Here is a 15,474-nt window from a genome sequence, read left to right on the forward strand (position 1 = left end):
AACGAAGTATGAGCAAAGACTATCGCATAGGCTTTGCCATACGAGGAGGAAGAAAATAAGCGCAGCGCCATTAAACATCTGTTTTTTGGATGCGCCGCTCTGCTCAACATGGCATTGTTTGGATTGCCAAAGATACGAATTCTTGTGCATAGTGGAAGCCTGTGCGGCGAAAAAACCGCGGGGATAATTGGAAAGTAGCGCCCGATTGTGTATTTTTGCGCCGTCCGGAAAGTTCCGCGAGCTCCGGACCGAAAACATTCAAACCATAGAAATTATGGCCAAAAAACTCAAAATCAGAGACCTTACGTTGCGCGACGGTCAGCAGTCGTCGTTCGCGACCCGCATGAATCAGGAGCAGATAGACCGCTGTCTGCCTTACTACAAGGACGCGAACTTCTATGCCATGGAGGTGTGGGGCGGCGCCGTGCCCGATTCGGTGATGCGTTATCTGAACGAAAATCCCTGGACCCGTCTGGAGACCATACACAAGGCTGTGGGCAAGGTGTCGAAGCTGACCGCCCTGTCGCGTGGCCGCAACCTGTTCGGCTATTCGCCCTACACGGACGAAATCATCGACGGATTCTGCCGCAACGCCATCGAGAGCGGGCTGGGCATCATGCGTATTTTCGATGCGCTGAACGACGTGGACAACGTGAAGTCGACGATAAAATATGTGAAGCAGTACGGCGGTATCGCCGACTGCGCCGTATGCTATACGGTCGACCCGAAATATCCCGAACCGGGTTTCTGGCAGAAGCTCATGGGCAAGAAGAAGCCCGCTCCCGTCTTCACCGACGCCTATTTCCTGGACAAGGCCAAGCAGATGGCCGAACTGGGTGCCGACATGATTACCATCAAGGATATGTCGGGACTGATTCCGCCGCGCCGCGTGGCTACGCTGGTGAAGCTGTTCAAGCAGCATCTTTCGATTCCGGTCGATTTCCATACCCACTGCACGCCCGGCTACGGCCTGGCTTCGGTCCTGGCGGCCATCATCGCCGGGGTCGACGTGGTGGATACCAACTGCTGGTATTTCGCCGAGGGTACGGGCGCTCCGGCTATCGAGCTGGTTTACGTGTTCTGCAAGAAGCTGGGCATCGACCTGGGTGTCAACATGGAAGCCGTAGCGCAAATCAACACCCAGCTGCGTGAAATCCGCAAGGAGCTGAACCAGTCGGTATTCGGCACCGAGAAGCCCGAACCGAAGCCGTTCAACCCGCTCACGGACAAGCTGCCTGCGGAAATCGACGCGCTGTTCGACGAGGCTATCCGCGCTGCCAAGGCCGACGACGAAGCCGCGACGATCGACGCATGCCGCAAAATCGAAGCCTACTTCGGATTCCCGGCGCCCAACGAGCTGGTACAGAAAGCCGAAATCCCGGGCGGCATGTACTCCAACATGGTGGCCCAGCTTCAGCAGCTCAAGGCCGAGGAAATCCTGCCCCGTGCGATGGAGCTGATTCCCTCGGTGCGCCTGTCGGCAGGTCTTCCGCCGCTGGTGACGCCGACTTCGCAGATCGTGGGGGCGCAGGCAGTCAACTGCGCGCTCGACGAAAAGGCCGGACGCCCGATGTACACCAACAAGAGCTCGCAGTTCGTCGGGCTGGTGAAAGGCGAATACGGCAAGACGCCCGTGGAAATCGACCCGGAATTCCGGTTCAAGATTTGCGGCGTGCGCGAGGAGACTCCCTACGACACCTCGAAATACCAGATGCAGCCCAATCCCGAACTGCCCGAGGCAGGCGGTGCGAAGCTGGCCGCTACGGAGAAGGAAGTGCTGTTGCTGGAGCTGTTCCCGCTGGTAGCCAAGAAGTTCCTGACCGATATGAAGGTGAAGGCCTACGAAGCCAAGAAAGCGGCCGAGCCCAAGCCCGAAGCGCCGAAAGCCGAGGCCAAGCCGGCACCTGCATTTACGGGCAACACGGTGAACGCACCGCTGCCGGGTCGTATCATCGAAGTGCTGGTCAAGGTCGGCGACACGGTCAGCGCGGACGACGAAGTGGTGGTGCTCGAAGCCATGAAGATGGAGAACTCCATCACGACCGACTATGCCGGCAAGGTGACGCGGATTCTGGTCGAACCGGGCCAGACCGTGCCGACCGACGCCGTGCTGGTGGAAATCGAATAGGGGACCTATCTTCGATAACCGAAAATCGGGTGCGGAAAAGCGATTTTCTGCACCCGATTTGCTATGACGGAAGATGTCAAAAACAGAGACCGTTATGGCTTTTTTCAAAGAATTCAAGGAATTCGCCCTCAAGGGCAATGTCATGGACATGGCCGTGGGCGTAATCATCGGCGGCGCGTTCGGCAAGATCGTTTCGTCGCTGGTGGACGACATTCTGATGCCCCCGATAGGCGCCCTGCTGGGCAATACCGATTTCTCGCGGCTGCGCATCGACATTTCGCGTGTGCGCGACGTGACGTCCAACGCGGTGCACAGCGTGGGCAGCCTGGTGTCGAAAGGGGGCGGCGATGCGGCTGCGCAGACCGCGGCGGCGGAACCGATTTACTGGAACTACGGCGCGTTCATCCAACAATGCGTGGACTTCACGATTCTGGCGCTGTGCGTCTTCCTGATAGTGAAGCTCATGAACAAGCTGATCCGCAAGCGGGCGGCGGTTCCGGTGCCTGAACCGGCCCCGACGAAAGAGGAGCTTCTGCTGCGTGAAATCCGCGACCTGCTCAAGGAACGGAAGTAGGGCAGACGAAAAAAGAGACGGAACGAATTCCGTCTCTTTTTTGTTGGTGCAGGGGCCGATTATTGGTCGAGCTCCTTTCTGTGGGTGTATTGCTGAAGGACGTAGGTGGTGAAGATGGGGAAGAACATCATGCCGAGCGAGGGCAGCAGAACGCAGAATATCTTGCCGATGGCGGTGACGGGGAAGATTTCGGCACCGACGGTGGTGACGTTCATCCAGGCCCACCAGAGCGCGTTGCCGAAGCCGTGGAGCTTGGGGTTGACGCCCGATTCGTACTCGAAGAAGACGAGCGCCGAGATGTAGGTGAAGACCACGACCGTGAAGATATAGGCAATCAGCAGACGCCGCACCTTGTTGTCGCTGGTGAGCCACCGCACGATGATGACCATGGCCAGCAACGCCCGCAGCACGGGGAGCAGTCCGACGACCATGCCCCAGTCGCGCGTGACCGCGATGCCGCACCAGCCGAGGATGTTGAGCCACGGGATGGAGATGAGGAGGAAAAGCAGGTTGCGCCAGAAGTAGCGGCCTTTCTGCGGCGCGGAAGCCCACTCGGCGAAGAAATCGAGCAGGAAGACGACGCAGACCGCGAGCTGGATGCCGAGGTAGAAATCGGAAAAGCGCGTGCCGCTGCCGCCGATGACCTCCCACGACAAAGCCACGAGCAGGACCAGGCCGGCGATGACGGCCAGCGTTGCGAGCGTGCCGCGCAGTCCTTCGTTGCGGGCGGGCGTATGGGGCAACTGTTTCTGTCTGTTCATAATAAGTCTTTTTTTTGAACTTTCTGCCCCTGCTGCGGACAAAATCGGTGCCAAAGGAGGGTGCGGAAATTTTTCGGCGATTTTCCCGCAAAAGATTTTGCACGAACGGATTTTTCGCTTATCTTTGCACTCGCTTTCGAGCCATGGCGGGATAGCTCAGCTGGTTAGAGCGCATGATTCATAATCATGAGGTCGAGAGTTCAAGTCTCTCTCCCGCTACGAAAAGGAGTTGCAGTGTCGCAGCTCCTTTTTTTGTTGCGGGTTACGAAGGCTCTTTGTAATGCCCTTCGAGGTAACCTTTCTTGAAGAGGTCGACGCAGAAGATGAACATGGCCAGCATCAGAGGGCCGAAGATCACCCCCATGAACCCGAACAGCGACAGGCCGATGAACACGCCGAAGATGGTGACGAGCGGATGGGTGTCGGCCAGCTTTTTCTGCATGACGAACCGCACCACGTTGTCGACGTGGGTAACGACGATTATGCCGTAGGCGCAGAGCCCGATGGGCGCACCCCAGCGGCCGTCGAGCGCCATGTAGGCCGCCAGCGGCAGCCATACGAGCCCGGTGCCGATGATGGGGATGATGGTGGCGAAGCAGGTGACCACGCCCCAGAACAGCGGGCTGGGCGCTCCGAAAATCAGATAGCCCGCGTAGGCGACGATGCCTTGCACGATGGCCAGCAGCGGGATGCCGATGGCGTTGGAGCGGACTATCATGCGGATTTCGCGCATGACCTTGCGCCCGGTCGTGCGGTTGAATGGCAGCATTTCGCGCACGTACTCCTCCATCCGGCATCCGCCTATCAACATGAAATAGAGTACGAAAAGCAGCACGACCAGGTTGATGGCGAAGTCGGCGATACTCTTGACTATCCATTGCCCGATTTTGGGCAGGCAGGCCAGCAGCGACTGGAGGTTGTCCTCCTGCCAGAGGTCGTAGCCGGTGCGCTGGCGGACCAGTTCGGCGGCGTGGCGGAGCGGTGTGACGACCGACTGCGGGTCGAGCGTAATGTGCTGGATGCGGACGACGAGCATCCAGATGACCAGGCTGACGGGAATCAGAAACAGGAAGACGGCTTCGGCCATCAGCAGCGACGCGGCTGCGCTCCGCCGCCAATGTTTCCGCTCGGAGAGGTACCACATCTGTCCCCGCAGCAGCACGTAGATGGTGACCGCGCCGAGCAGGCCGCCCAGAAACGGGGTCAGCTTGACGAAAATCGTGACGCCGAGGCCCACGATGAGTGCGAAAAGCGAATAACGCCAGTATTTTTCCCGGAATGACATAGCCGCGACGCGAACAAGGAGCGTGCCGCAGCGCAGGCCGGGGCAAAATAGTGATAAATTGTTGATAACCTTTTCGCATGCTCTGTTCCGTTGCGTGGATAATCGGGTTATATTTGCACCATGAAATCGTCGGATTCAATTCTTTTCGCTTCGGGTTTGCGTTACGGCAAATATCGGTCGGCAGGGAAGAACATGCGCGTCCGACAGCGACAGCGAGGCGGCCTGCGTCCGTCCGAAAATACCGGCAAGGGGAGATTCCATGGGGGAATTTCCCCTTGTTGCTTTTTGGGAACGACTGCCCGGAACCCGCTGGCGAATCCCTCACGGAACAACCCTATTATTCACTAAAATTTCAGCGTATGAAGAAACTTTTGCTTTCGATGTTCTCCCTTTTCGCTGCCGGCGCGCTCTTCGCGCAGGTGACGACTTCGGGACTGAACGGTACGGTGACCGACCAGGCGGGCGAGCCGCTGGTGGGTGCCACCGTCATCGCCGTGCATACCCCGTCGGGTACGCAGTACGGTACGGTGAGCGACATTCACGGTCGCTACAACATGCAGGGCCTGCGGCCCGGGGGGGGGTATATGGTGACTTTCTCCTATGTGGGTTATCAGAGCGTGGAGTTCACGGGACTGACGCTGGCGCTGGGCGAGACGCTCAAGCGCGATGCCTATCTGCGTGACAGCCAGGAGCTCGAAGCCGTGGTCGTGGTAGGCGACGGTGCCAACAGCTCGATGAACATCAACCGGGCGGGTGCCGTGACCAGCATCACCAGCGACCAGATGGCCCTGCTTCCGTCGGTGAGCCGCAGCATGAACGACGTCATGAAGCTGACTCCGCAGGCTTCTTCGACGACTTCGGGTCTGGCCATCGGCGGCGGTAACTACCGCCAGTCCTACGTGACGGTCGACGGTGCGTCGTTCAACAACATGTTCGGCATTGGCGGTAACCTGCCTGCGGGCGGTTCGCCCATTTCGCTGGATGCGTTGGAGCAGGTTTCGGTCTCCGTGACGCCGTTCGACGTTCGCCAGAGCGGTTTCACGGGCGGTGCCATCAATGCCGTTACGAAGTCGGGTACCAACGACCTGAAAGTGTCGGTTTACGACTATTACAAGAGCGACGCGTGGACAGGTTCGCGCTACAAGGACATGGGCAAACTTTCGCTGAGCGAGAATATGAGCAATACGCTCGGCGTGTCGGTCGGCGCTCCGATTGTGAAGAACAAGCTGTTCGTCTTCGCCAACTTCGAGTACGAGTGGAACAAGACCCCGGGTACGACCCGGCTGGCCCGCACCGACGAAGAACAGGCTTGGGGCAACTCGTCGCAGTACAACCGCCCGACGGTCGAGCAGATGGAGGCGATCAAGAATTTCCTCAGCGAGAAGTTCGGCTACGACCCCGGCCGCTATGCCGACTATTCGGTGCGGGTTCCCAACTGGAAGCTGATGGCCCGCGTCGACTGGAACATCGCGCAGAACCATGCGCTCAACGTGCGTTTCAGCACCACGAAAAACAAGTATTCGGCAAGTCCTTCAAGCTCGATTAGCCCGCTGAGTAGTTCGGTCTACGACCGCAACAACGCCGGCCGCGGTTCGTACAGCGCCCTTTGCTTCGAGAGTTCGCGTTACTATCAAGAGCAGAATTTCACGTCGGTGGCGGCCGAGCTCAACTCGCGTTTCCTGGACGGCAACCTGACCAATACCCTGCGTTACACCTACTCGCACCAGAATGAACCGCGCAGCTACGAGGGCAATCTTTTCCCTACGGTCGACATTCTGGAGGACAACAAGCTCTACACGACTTTCGGTCTCGATCCTTTCACCTACGGCAACTTGCGCGAGGTTAGTTCGCACATCGTGACGGACGAAGTGGGTTACATGACGGGCATCAACCGCTTTACGTTCGGCTACCAGTTCGAGCACGACAGCACCAAGAACGGGTACATGCCGGGCGGTGCCGGCTACTATGTATATAATTCGTGGGACGATTTCGTCAACGATGCTGCACCCCGCGCCTTTGCCATCACCCACGCCAACCGGACCGACCTCAAGCAGGTGTATCCGTCGTTCAACTACATGCAGCATTCAATCTATGCGCAGGACGAGCTGTCGATCAGCAGCCGTTTCAAAGCCACCATCGGTCTGCGTCTGGAAATTCCGGTCTATCCTTCCATCGCCGGCAATGAAAATGCCGAGTTCACCCAGCTTTTCGCCGACAAGGGCGGTTACAAGACTTCCGACATGCCCAAGGCCCGCGTGAACTTCTCGCCTCGTTTCGGTTTCAACTGGGACATGACCGGCGAGCGCAAGTACATCCTGCGCGGAGGTACGGGTATCTTCACGGGCCGTCTGCCTTTCGTGTGGATCGTGTCGGCCGTGGGCAACAGCAACTGCATGCAGGCCCAGACGATTATGAACCCGGGCGACAAGGGGTTGGAAAACCTCAAGTTCGATCCCTCCATCAGCGGTATTCTCGAGAATATCTACGGCGGTGAGTTCACACAGCAGGCTCTGCCCGCACCCCAGTCGACGACCATCATGGACAAGCATCTGAAGATGCCGTCGACATGGAAATCGTCGTTGGCGCTGGACATGAAGCTCCCGGGCGGTGTGAACTTCAATATCGAGGGCATCTATAACAAGGACATCAATTCGGTCGCCGTGGCTAAGTTGGGCCAGGTGGAGGTCGACGGCGGCATTCAGTTGCCGGGCGAACCCGAAGCCCGCACGTTGTGGAAGTCGGAAGGCATCAAGAACTCCGCAGGCCGCAACGTCACCCCTTATCTGATTCGCAACGCAGGCATCGACGGCTACTATGCTTCGGTTACGGCCCAGCTTTCCAAGACGTGGAATTTCGGTCTTTCGGTCAACGCCGCCTATACTTTCGCTTCGTCGAAGAACGTGATCGACGGTATCGGCGACCAGGTGACCTCGGCCTACAATACCAACACGTTCAACCGCAACGGCTCGAACGTTCCGGAGTTGGGTTATTCGTCCTACGTGTCGCCCCACCGTATTCTGGTCAACATCGGCTATCGCCTGACGGCGCCCAAGTCGGCTACCAGCTTCGGCCTTTTCTACGAGGCTTACCGTCTGGGGTACATCGGGAATTACTCCTATTCGCGCTATTCCTATACGATGTATGTCCGGAGCGGCAATTACCAGGATCCTGTTACCAACGATGGGGGTGCTGTGAACCTGCTTTACATTCCGACCCGTCAGCAGCTCGATGCGATGACTTTCTCGTCGGAGGAGAACAAGGAGGCTTACTGGCAGTTCATCAACAACGACGATTATCTCTCGAAGCACATCGGCGAGTACAGCAAGCGCGGTGGTGCCGTGATGCCGTGGCATCATACGCTCAACTTCAAGTTTGCGCACGACTTCTATTTCAACATCAAGGGCAAGCGCAACGCGCTGACCGTGGGCGTCGATGTGAACAACATCGCCAACCTCATCAACCGCAACTGGGGCAACGTGGAGCAGATCAGTTCCAGCCAGATTCTGGAGTACAACAAGAACGATCAGATTTATACTTTCCACCAGCCCAAATGGTCGACCAAGGCCAGCACGGCTTCTACATGGTCGGCTCTGCTCAGCATCCGTTACACGTTCAACTAAATCCTTCGGGATTTCATACAAGAGAGACCTGCCTTTTGGGCAGGTCTCTTTTTGTTGCGGGGCGGAAAGTCCGCTGTCGGTTCATTGCGCACCGACGGTCTACAGCAGCATCCCGCGCAGGGTCCGGCAGGTGGTTTCGGGATGGTGCGCATCGAAAAGCTGTCCGCGGATGCCGAGTTCTTCGGCCGCAGCGATGTTGCACGGGCGGTCGTCGACAAAGAGCGTCTGCGCCGGGTCGAGCCCGTAGCGTTCGAGCAGGATGCGGTATATCTGCGGTTCGGGCTTCACCGTATGTTCTTCGCACGAAACCACTTCGCCGTCGAAAAGCCCGTAGACCGGGAAGCGGCGCAGGAAGTCGATGAATTCGCGCGACATGTTGGAGAGAACGTATAGTTTGTATCCCGCCGCCTTGAGGTCGCGAATCAGTTCTTCGGTGGGTTTCACGGGTTCCTGGATGTCGATGGAGCGGCGCAGGAACTCCTCGCATTTGGGACGCGGGCAGTCGTGCATCGTGCACAGCGTCTCCACCACTTCGTCCCACGCCGAGGTGCCCCGGTCGTACTCTTCCCAGAAGCGGGGCAGCCGTTCCGAGCGGATGAAGTCGAAAAAGTCGATGAATTCCTGCGAACATTTGTTCCGGTCGCGCGCGAAAAGCACGCCGCCCAAGTCGAAAACGATGTTTTTCATACGGCAAAGGTAGTGAAAAATTTCTCGGACCCGGTGGCGCGGCGTGTGTTTCTGCGGAATTAGCCGTACCTTTGCGCCGCAAACTTCCGGAACCATGAACCGTGCAAAGATAGAAAAGACCAACGCCGCCCGCCTGCTCGACCGGGCCGGAATCGCCTATGAACTGGTGCCGTATGCGGTCGACGAGGAGCATCTGGCGGCGACGCATGTGGCCGAGCAGCTCGGCGAGCCCATTGGGAGCGTGTTCAAAACGCTGGTCCTGCGGGGCGACCGGTCGGGGCTTTTCGTCTGCGTGGTTCCCGGCGACCACGAGGTCGACCTCAAGGCGGCGGCCCGGGTCTCGGGCAACAAGAAGGCCGAGTTGATTCCCATGAAGGAGCTGCTGCCCTCGACGGGTTATATCCGGGGCGGCTGTTCGCCCGTCGGCATGAAGAAAGCGCTGCCGACGTTCATCCATGCCACGGCTCTCGGACAGCCGTTCATCTACATAAGCGCAGGGGTGCGCGGCTTGCAGCTGAAGCTTGCGCCGCAGGACCTCATCGCCTTTGTCCGCGCTTCGGTGGCCGAACTCAGCCGCCCGATGTAGCGCGCGTCAGATGCCCGGGCCGTTCAGCGCCAGAATCCGGGCGTTGAGATAGGTGGCGTAGAGAATCCAGACTAAATAGGGGACGAACAGCCAGGCCGCGTCGCGCCGGATGCGGTAGCTGTGGGCGATGTAGAGCATCACCAGCGCGTCCAGGGAGACGATGCCGATCATCCCCAAAAGCGGACTGCGCGCCACGAAGAAAAGGATGCTCCACAGGAAATTGAATCCCAGCTGAATGCCCCATATCGTCATCACTTCGCCGCGGTTGCCTGCGGGCGCGGTCAGAATGCGGCCCGCCGAAATGCCCATCAGCAGATAGAGAACGCCCCACACGATAGGGAAAAGGATGTTCGGCGGCGTGGCTGCCGATTTCAGCAGGGTGGGGTACCACTCCGTGATAGAATCGCGCTGAAGCCATCCCGCGAGGGCTCCCAGCGCCAGACACAGCAGCGTCGGCAGGACGTAGGCCCAAATCCGGTATGCGGTGCTTCGCTGCGGTTTCGGGGCCGCGGGTGCGGATTTCCGGCCGTGGCGGTATTCGAGCAGGACGGGCAGCAGCACCGGCAGGGTCCTGATGCCCGTCCGGAGCGCCCGGTTGGTATGTTTGTGCCCCAGCAGACACAGCGTGGCCGTCGCCGCACCGATGCCTGCGAGCAGATAGAATGCCGAACGGAGGATCGGCTGCGGACCTTTTGCGGAGGGGGTCTCCGCGGCCGTCGGTTGTTGCTCCGGTTTCATTTTTCGTGCGTTTTTTCGGCCTGCCGCGCAAAAAAGGTGCCGCGCTTGGGCCCGGGGTAGTACGGAAAGTCCGCAGCGGGGTATGAAAATAGCTCCGGTCTTTGTAGAAGATAGGCTGCATTTCGGCAAGGCTCAAAATAAATTTGGCATTGCTCTCGACTTGCGCTATCTTTGGCTTCGCCCAAAATACTTTGTCCCGTACATGGAGATTTGAAAAATACCTTTCACCTTTTACTTTATTTATCGTATCTTTGTCTTTCTTTGACGGAAGATTTGCAACCCATGAAACCGAAACTCATAGCCATCGTCGGAACCAACGCCTCGGGCAAGAGCGCCGTGGGGATCGAGTTGGCGCGGCGCTACGGCGGCGAAATCGTCTCGGCCGATTCGCGGCAGATACTGCGCGGCTACGACCTTTGCTCGGGCAAGGTGACGGCCGGGGAGCGGCAGGCCGTGCCGCACCACCTGCTCGACATAGCCGATGCCGGGACCTATTTCTCGCTCTCGGACTATCAGGCGCAGGCCTATGCCGCCATAGACGATATTCTCGCTCGGGGGAAACAGCCCTTTTTGGTAGGCGGAACAGGGCTCTATGTCAATGCCGTGGCCGACGGCTACGATTTGGTCGACGCCGGGCCCGACGGGCGGTTGCGCGAGCGGCTGGAGGCCATGACCGTTGCGGAGCTGGTGCAGCTGCTTCGTGAAAAATCCGGCGGGGTGCCCGATTTCCTCGACGTCAATAACAAGCGGCGGCTTGTGCGTGCGTGCGAAGTGGCGCTTTCGGGCCGTGAAATCGCGGCGACCCGGGCCCGCAGTCCGCGTTACGACGTGCTGAAAATCGGGGTTACGTGGGAGCGGCCCCTCCTGCGGCAGCGGATAGCCGAGCGCCTGCGCATCCGCCTGGAGCAGGGCATGGTCGACGAGGTGCGGCAGGGGCTCGAAGCGGGCGTCAGCTACGAAGCGTTTTACAACCTCGGGCTCGAATACCGTTTTATCGCGCGCTATCTGAACAACGAATTCGACAGCTACGACGAGTTCGTTGAGAAATTAGGAATCGCCATCGGTCAGTTCGCCAAACGGCAGATGACCTGGTTTCGCAAGGACGCTTCGATTCACTGGCTCGACATGCACGGCGATGCGGTGGCGCAGGCTTCGGAGCGTATCGACGCGTTTCTTCGGGGCGAGTGATTCGTCAGAACGACTTTTATGAATATGGAAACCGATATAAAACAGCCCGCCGAACGGCAGCCCTACGACGTCATCGTCGTCGGGGCGGGGGCCGCGGGCATGATGGCCGCAGGAACTGCGGCGCGCAGCGGCAAACGGGTGCTGCTGCTGGAGAAAATGGAGAAGTCGGGCCGCAAGGTCCGCATTTCGGGCAAGGGGCGCTGCAACGTGACCAATGCCCGTCCGCCCGAGGAATTCGCCCGGCAGATACGCACCAACGCCGAGTTTTTCGCTCCGGCTTTCGCCGAGTTCAACAACCGGGCGACCATCCGCTTCTTCGAGCGGCAGGGGGTCAAACTCGACACCGAGCGCGGCGAGCGTGTCTTTCCGCGCAGCGGCAAGGCGTGGGACATCGCCAACGCGCTGCTCGAATATTGCGTCGACAACGGGGTGCGAATCATGTACGATACCCGGGTGACGGCCGTGCTGACCCTCGGCAGCCGGGTCTACGGCGTGCGCTACAGGAACAAGCGCGGTTTCGAGCGCAAGGAGGAGTGCGAGCGGGTCATCCTCACGACCGGGGGCGTCTCCTATCCGGCGACCGGCTCCACGGGCGACGGCTACGCTTTCGCGGCCGACCTCGGCCATACGATAGAATCGCTGCGGCCGTCGCTCACGCCGCTCGTTACGTCGCATCCGCAGATGAAGTTTCTGCACGGGTTGTTGTTGCGGAATGTCCGCGCGGTGCTGTACGTCGACAACGAGGCGGTCCGCGAGGAGTTCGGCGAGCTGGGTTTTTCGGAGCGCGGAATCGAAGGGGCCGTCGCGTTGCGCGTGAGCCGCGATGCGGTCGATGCGCTGATCGAGCAGAAGCGGGTGAAGCTCGTTGTCGATTTGAAACCTGCCCTGACCGAGGAGATACTGCGCGAGCGCATCGCCCGCGAGCGGGCCGAAATGGAGCCGACCGAATTCTTCGGCGAGCTGCTGCGCAAGCTGGTTCCCAAGGCGCTGGTCATGCCGCTGGCGCAGGAGGTCGACATCCATTCCAAGAACTACCTGTCGAAGCTGACCGACGCGGAGGTCGACCGATTGATCCGGACCCTCAAGGGGCTGACTTTCCCCATAACCGATTATGCGCCTTTCGAGTTTGCCGTGACGACGGCCGGGGGCGTGCGGTGCGACGAGGTGAATCCTTATACGATGGAATCGCGCAAGGTTCAGGGGCTTTATTTCGCGGGCGAGGTGCTCGACCTCGACGCCAATACGGGCGGCTACAACCTTCAGATCGCCTTTTCGACCGGACGGCTGGCCGGCATGCTGAAAAAGTAGGGATGGGTTCGGCTGGACATCGTTTCGGGCAGCGATTGGCGGAGCGGCTGGCGGCCGTCCGCAGCAGGTTCGTGCGGGCGCGGCATTTCCGCGGCCACGGTATCCATTCGCCTTTCGTCTATGCGCTCGTGCGCGAGGTTTTCATGCGGTCGGCGCTCATGCCGGGCGACCGGGCGCTTTTCCGGGCCCTGCGGGAATCCGGCGTCGCCGAACGTCCGGCCGTGCAGTTGCAGAACCTTGCCATTCACGAGGGATACCGGGCGTTCGGGCTGAACCGGGCCGAGGGCGAATTGTATGTGCTGACGCGTGAACTTCCGCATGCCGAGGTGCTCGCGCTGGTCGGGCGTGCGGCCGAAACAGGGGCCGCGGTGGCCGTGCTGGAACCTTGCCGGGGCCGCGAGCGGCAGTTGCTTTGCCGGCAGCTCGTGGCGGCGCACGGTTCCACGTCGGTCGATAACCGGGCATGTTTGTTGCTGTTCAACAACCGTTTGCCGAAACAACATTTTGTGTTATGAAGGTATATACCAAGACGGGCGACCGGGGTACGACCTCGCTTATCGGGGGAGAACGGGTTTTCAAGACCGATTCGCGGGTGGAAGCCTACGGTTCGGTCGACGAGCTGGCGTCTTTCGTGGCCCTGCTGGCCGACCGCCTGCGCGGGGACGCGGAGTTGGCGGAGCGTTGCGACGAGCTGAACCGCATTCTGTCGCGGCTGATGACGGTCGAGGCCCTGCTGGCCGTGGGCGAGGGTGGCCGCGACAAGGTGCAGCCGCTGAATCCCGCCTGCACCGAATGGCTGGAAAACCGCATCGACGCCATGCAGGCGGCGCTTCCGGCTATCGACAAGTTCACGTTGCCGGGCGGCCATCCCGCTGTGTCGCTCTGCCACGTTTGTCGGACCGTGTGCCGCCGGGCCGAGCGCGCTGCGCTGCGGGCCGACCAGGAGTTCGGGGTCGACGCCTCGGCGCTGGTGTGGCTGAACCGCCTGTCGGACTATTTCTATCTGCTCGGGCGTACCTTGACGGTCCGTTTCCGGGTCGAGGAGGTGCTGTGGATTCCTTGATTCGGCGGTGCTTTTCGGTGCATCTCCGGTGAAAAATCTTTGTTTTTATCGTTTTTTTTATATTTTTGCAAATCGCCCGTCATGCAGTTCGCATGCGCGAGCGGTGCAACTTGTTGATTGAATGAATTCTAAAGACTGATAACTATGTACTGGACACTTGAATTGGCCTCGAAGCTCGAGGATGCGCCCTGGCCCGCGACCAAGGAGGAGCTCATCGACTACGCCGTGCGTTCGGGGGCTCCGCTCGAGGTGCTCGAAAATTTGCAGGAGATCGAGGACGAGGGCGAAATCTACGAGTCTATCGAGGACATCTGGCCCGATTATCCTTCCAAGGACGATTTCTTCTTCAACGAGGAGGAATACTGATGGGGTTTACAACCGTCTGAATCCGAGTGCGGCCAGTCAGGGCCGCACTCGTTTTTTCGATAGGGGAGGGGCTAATCAAGGATGCTTTTTTGCGATGATACAACAGGCCGTTCGGTTGTCGGCAGGGGATTTTTCCGGCAATAATTCTCGGCCGAACGTTTCCGAATCTTAATTTTTAATCGTATTTTTGCGGCCGTTCAAAACGTTCTCGTCTATGTTGAGCAGAAGATTGCTTCGTATAAAGGTCGCCAAGGCGCTGTTCGCGCACCTCAAGTCGGACGCCGACAACCTGATTGCTTCGGAAAAGACGCTTATGGCTTCCATCGACAAGTCGTACGATCTTTTCTTCCAGTTGCTGGCCCTGCCTGTCGAGCTGGTCCGTTATGCCCGTCAGCGGCAGGAGATCGCCAAGGCCAAGAAGCTGCCGACGTTCGAGGACCTCAATCCCAACATGCGGTTCGTCGACAACGCCGTCATCCGCATCATCGCCAACAGCGACGCCGTCAACGATTATCTGACGGTCCATAAGTTGGGGTGGGAGCGTCATCCCGATTTCATCCGCACGCTCTACGGGCAGTTGGTCGAAAGCGATTATTTCACCGATTACATGACGCAGCAGGACGCTTCGTTCGAGGCCGACCGGCGTTTCGTCGAGGACTTTTTCAAGGAGTTGCAGTGCTGCGAGGCGTTGGATACCGTGCTCGAGGAGATTTCGATCCTTTGGAGCGACGACCTGCCCTATATCTTGGTGTTGGTGCTGCGGTCGCTGGCTTCGCTGCGGTCCGCGCAGAGCGAGCTCAAGATTCCGTCCAAGTTCAAGAGCGACGACGACCCCGCTTTCGTCAAGACGCTGTTCGAGAAGTCGCTGGTCAATTACGACAAGTACCAGGATTATATCGAGAAGTTCACTTCCAATTGGGACGTCGAGCGCATCGTCTTCATGGACAACCTCATTATCGGCACCGCCATGGCCGAGCTCACCGAGTTCCCCTCCATTCCCGTCAAGGTCACGCTCGACGAGTGGATCGAAATCTCGAAGTATTATTCGACCCCGGGCAGCAGTACGTTCATCAACGGCGTGCTCGACAAAATCGTCGAATCGCTCACGGCCGAGGGGCGTATCAAGAAGTCCGGCCGCGGGTTGCTCTGAGACCTGCCATGTTCCGGGCC

Annotated in this window: 14 protein-coding genes and 1 tRNA gene; 11 read left to right on the forward strand and 4 right to left on the reverse strand. The window is 59.2% G+C overall.

Going from position 1 to position 15,474, the window contains the following annotated elements:
• The first annotated feature begins 274 nt into the window (after positions 1 to 274).
• A complete protein-coding gene (locus QVG21_RS06775; protein ID WP_287923349.1) occupies positions 275 to 2,128 on the forward strand; it encodes a biotin/lipoyl-containing protein in 1,854 nt (617 codons plus the stop codon).
• A 94-nt stretch (positions 2,129 to 2,222) separates the two neighbouring features.
• Positions 2,223 to 2,702 carry a large conductance mechanosensitive channel protein MscL gene (gene mscL, locus QVG21_RS06780; RefSeq protein ID WP_251213791.1) on the forward strand — a complete coding sequence of 160 codons (480 nt, stop codon included), beginning with the start codon at positions 2,223 to 2,225 and terminating at the stop codon, positions 2,700 to 2,702.
• 59 nt (positions 2,703 to 2,761) lie between these two features.
• Here the strand turns inward: mscL and QVG21_RS06785 are convergent, their stop codons facing one another.
• Positions 2,762 to 3,463 carry a potassium channel family protein gene (locus QVG21_RS06785; RefSeq protein ID WP_251213790.1) on the reverse strand — a complete coding sequence of 234 codons (702 nt, stop codon included), beginning with the start codon at positions 3,461 to 3,463 and terminating at the stop codon, positions 2,762 to 2,764.
• A 145-nt stretch (positions 3,464 to 3,608) separates the two neighbouring features.
• Between QVG21_RS06785 and QVG21_RS06790 the strand changes: the two genes are divergently transcribed.
• Positions 3,609 to 3,682 (forward strand) — tRNA-Met (locus QVG21_RS06790).
• 43 nt (positions 3,683 to 3,725) lie between these two features.
• Here QVG21_RS06790 and QVG21_RS06795 read toward each other — a convergent pair.
• Positions 3,726 to 4,748, reverse strand: coding sequence for an AI-2E family transporter (locus QVG21_RS06795; RefSeq protein ID WP_287923354.1), 1,023 nt, complete (start codon positions 4,746 to 4,748; stop codon positions 3,726 to 3,728).
• 359 nt (positions 4,749 to 5,107) lie between these two features.
• Between QVG21_RS06795 and QVG21_RS06800 the strand changes: the two genes are divergently transcribed.
• The gene (locus QVG21_RS06800) at positions 5,108 to 8,368 is read left to right on the forward strand and encodes a TonB-dependent receptor (protein WP_287923357.1); all 3,261 of its coding nucleotides are present in this window, start codon (positions 5,108 to 5,110) and stop codon (positions 8,366 to 8,368) included.
• 99 nt (positions 8,369 to 8,467) lie between these two features.
• On the opposite strand, the gene QVG21_RS06805 is transcribed toward QVG21_RS06800, so the two are convergent.
• A complete protein-coding gene (locus QVG21_RS06805; RefSeq protein ID WP_286490763.1) occupies positions 8,468 to 9,055 on the reverse strand; it encodes an HAD family hydrolase in 588 nt (195 codons plus the stop codon).
• Positions 9,056 to 9,149: 94 nt separating this feature from the next.
• On the opposite strand from QVG21_RS06805, the gene ybaK reads away from it, so the two are divergent.
• Positions 9,150 to 9,641 carry a Cys-tRNA(Pro) deacylase gene (gene ybaK, locus QVG21_RS06810; protein ID WP_251213786.1) on the forward strand — a complete coding sequence of 164 codons (492 nt, stop codon included), beginning with the start codon at positions 9,150 to 9,152 and terminating at the stop codon, positions 9,639 to 9,641.
• A 6-nt stretch (positions 9,642 to 9,647) separates the two neighbouring features.
• On the opposite strand, the gene QVG21_RS06815 is transcribed toward ybaK, so the two are convergent.
• Positions 9,648 to 10,379, reverse strand: coding sequence for a TspO/MBR family protein (locus QVG21_RS06815; RefSeq protein ID WP_286490761.1), 732 nt, complete (start codon positions 10,377 to 10,379; stop codon positions 9,648 to 9,650).
• Positions 10,380 to 10,661: 282 nt separating this feature from the next.
• Between QVG21_RS06815 and miaA the strand changes: the two genes are divergently transcribed.
• The 6 genes from miaA to QVG21_RS06845 all read left to right on the forward strand — a co-directional run bounded on the left by miaA (position 10,662) and on the right by QVG21_RS06845 (position 15,454).
• Entirely contained in the window at positions 10,662 to 11,567 is a 906-nt protein-coding gene (gene miaA, locus QVG21_RS06820) for a tRNA (adenosine(37)-N6)-dimethylallyltransferase MiaA (protein WP_287923361.1), read from the forward strand.
• Between the two features lie 24 nt (positions 11,568 to 11,591).
• Positions 11,592 to 12,875, forward strand: coding sequence for a BaiN/RdsA family NAD(P)/FAD-dependent oxidoreductase (locus tag QVG21_RS06825; protein WP_251213783.1), 1,284 nt, complete (start codon positions 11,592 to 11,594; stop codon positions 12,873 to 12,875).
• A 2-nt stretch (positions 12,876 to 12,877) separates the two neighbouring features.
• Positions 12,878 to 13,390 carry a hypothetical protein gene (locus tag QVG21_RS06830; RefSeq protein WP_287923362.1) on the forward strand — a complete coding sequence of 171 codons (513 nt, stop codon included), beginning with the start codon at positions 12,878 to 12,880 and terminating at the stop codon, positions 13,388 to 13,390.
• A complete protein-coding gene (locus tag QVG21_RS06835; RefSeq protein ID WP_287923364.1) occupies positions 13,387 to 13,938 on the forward strand; it encodes a cob(I)yrinic acid a,c-diamide adenosyltransferase in 552 nt (183 codons plus the stop codon). Before QVG21_RS06830 ends, QVG21_RS06835 begins: the two co-directional genes overlap by 4 nt.
• Positions 13,939 to 14,082: 144 nt before the next feature.
• On the forward strand, positions 14,083 to 14,304 hold the full coding sequence (locus tag QVG21_RS06840; RefSeq protein ID WP_019150042.1) for a DUF2795 domain-containing protein: 222 nt from the start codon (positions 14,083 to 14,085) through the stop codon (positions 14,302 to 14,304).
• Between the two features lie 214 nt (positions 14,305 to 14,518).
• Complete coding sequence (locus tag QVG21_RS06845; RefSeq protein WP_251213780.1) at positions 14,519 to 15,454, forward strand: transcription antitermination protein NusB; 936 nt, start codon at positions 14,519 to 14,521, stop codon at positions 15,452 to 15,454.
• Positions 15,455 to 15,474 lie beyond the last annotated feature (20 nt).

This window comes from Alistipes sp. UBA6068, from assembly GCF_949428155.1.
GTDB classification, from domain to species: Bacteria; Bacteroidota; Bacteroidia; order Bacteroidales; family Rikenellaceae; genus Alistipes; species Alistipes muris.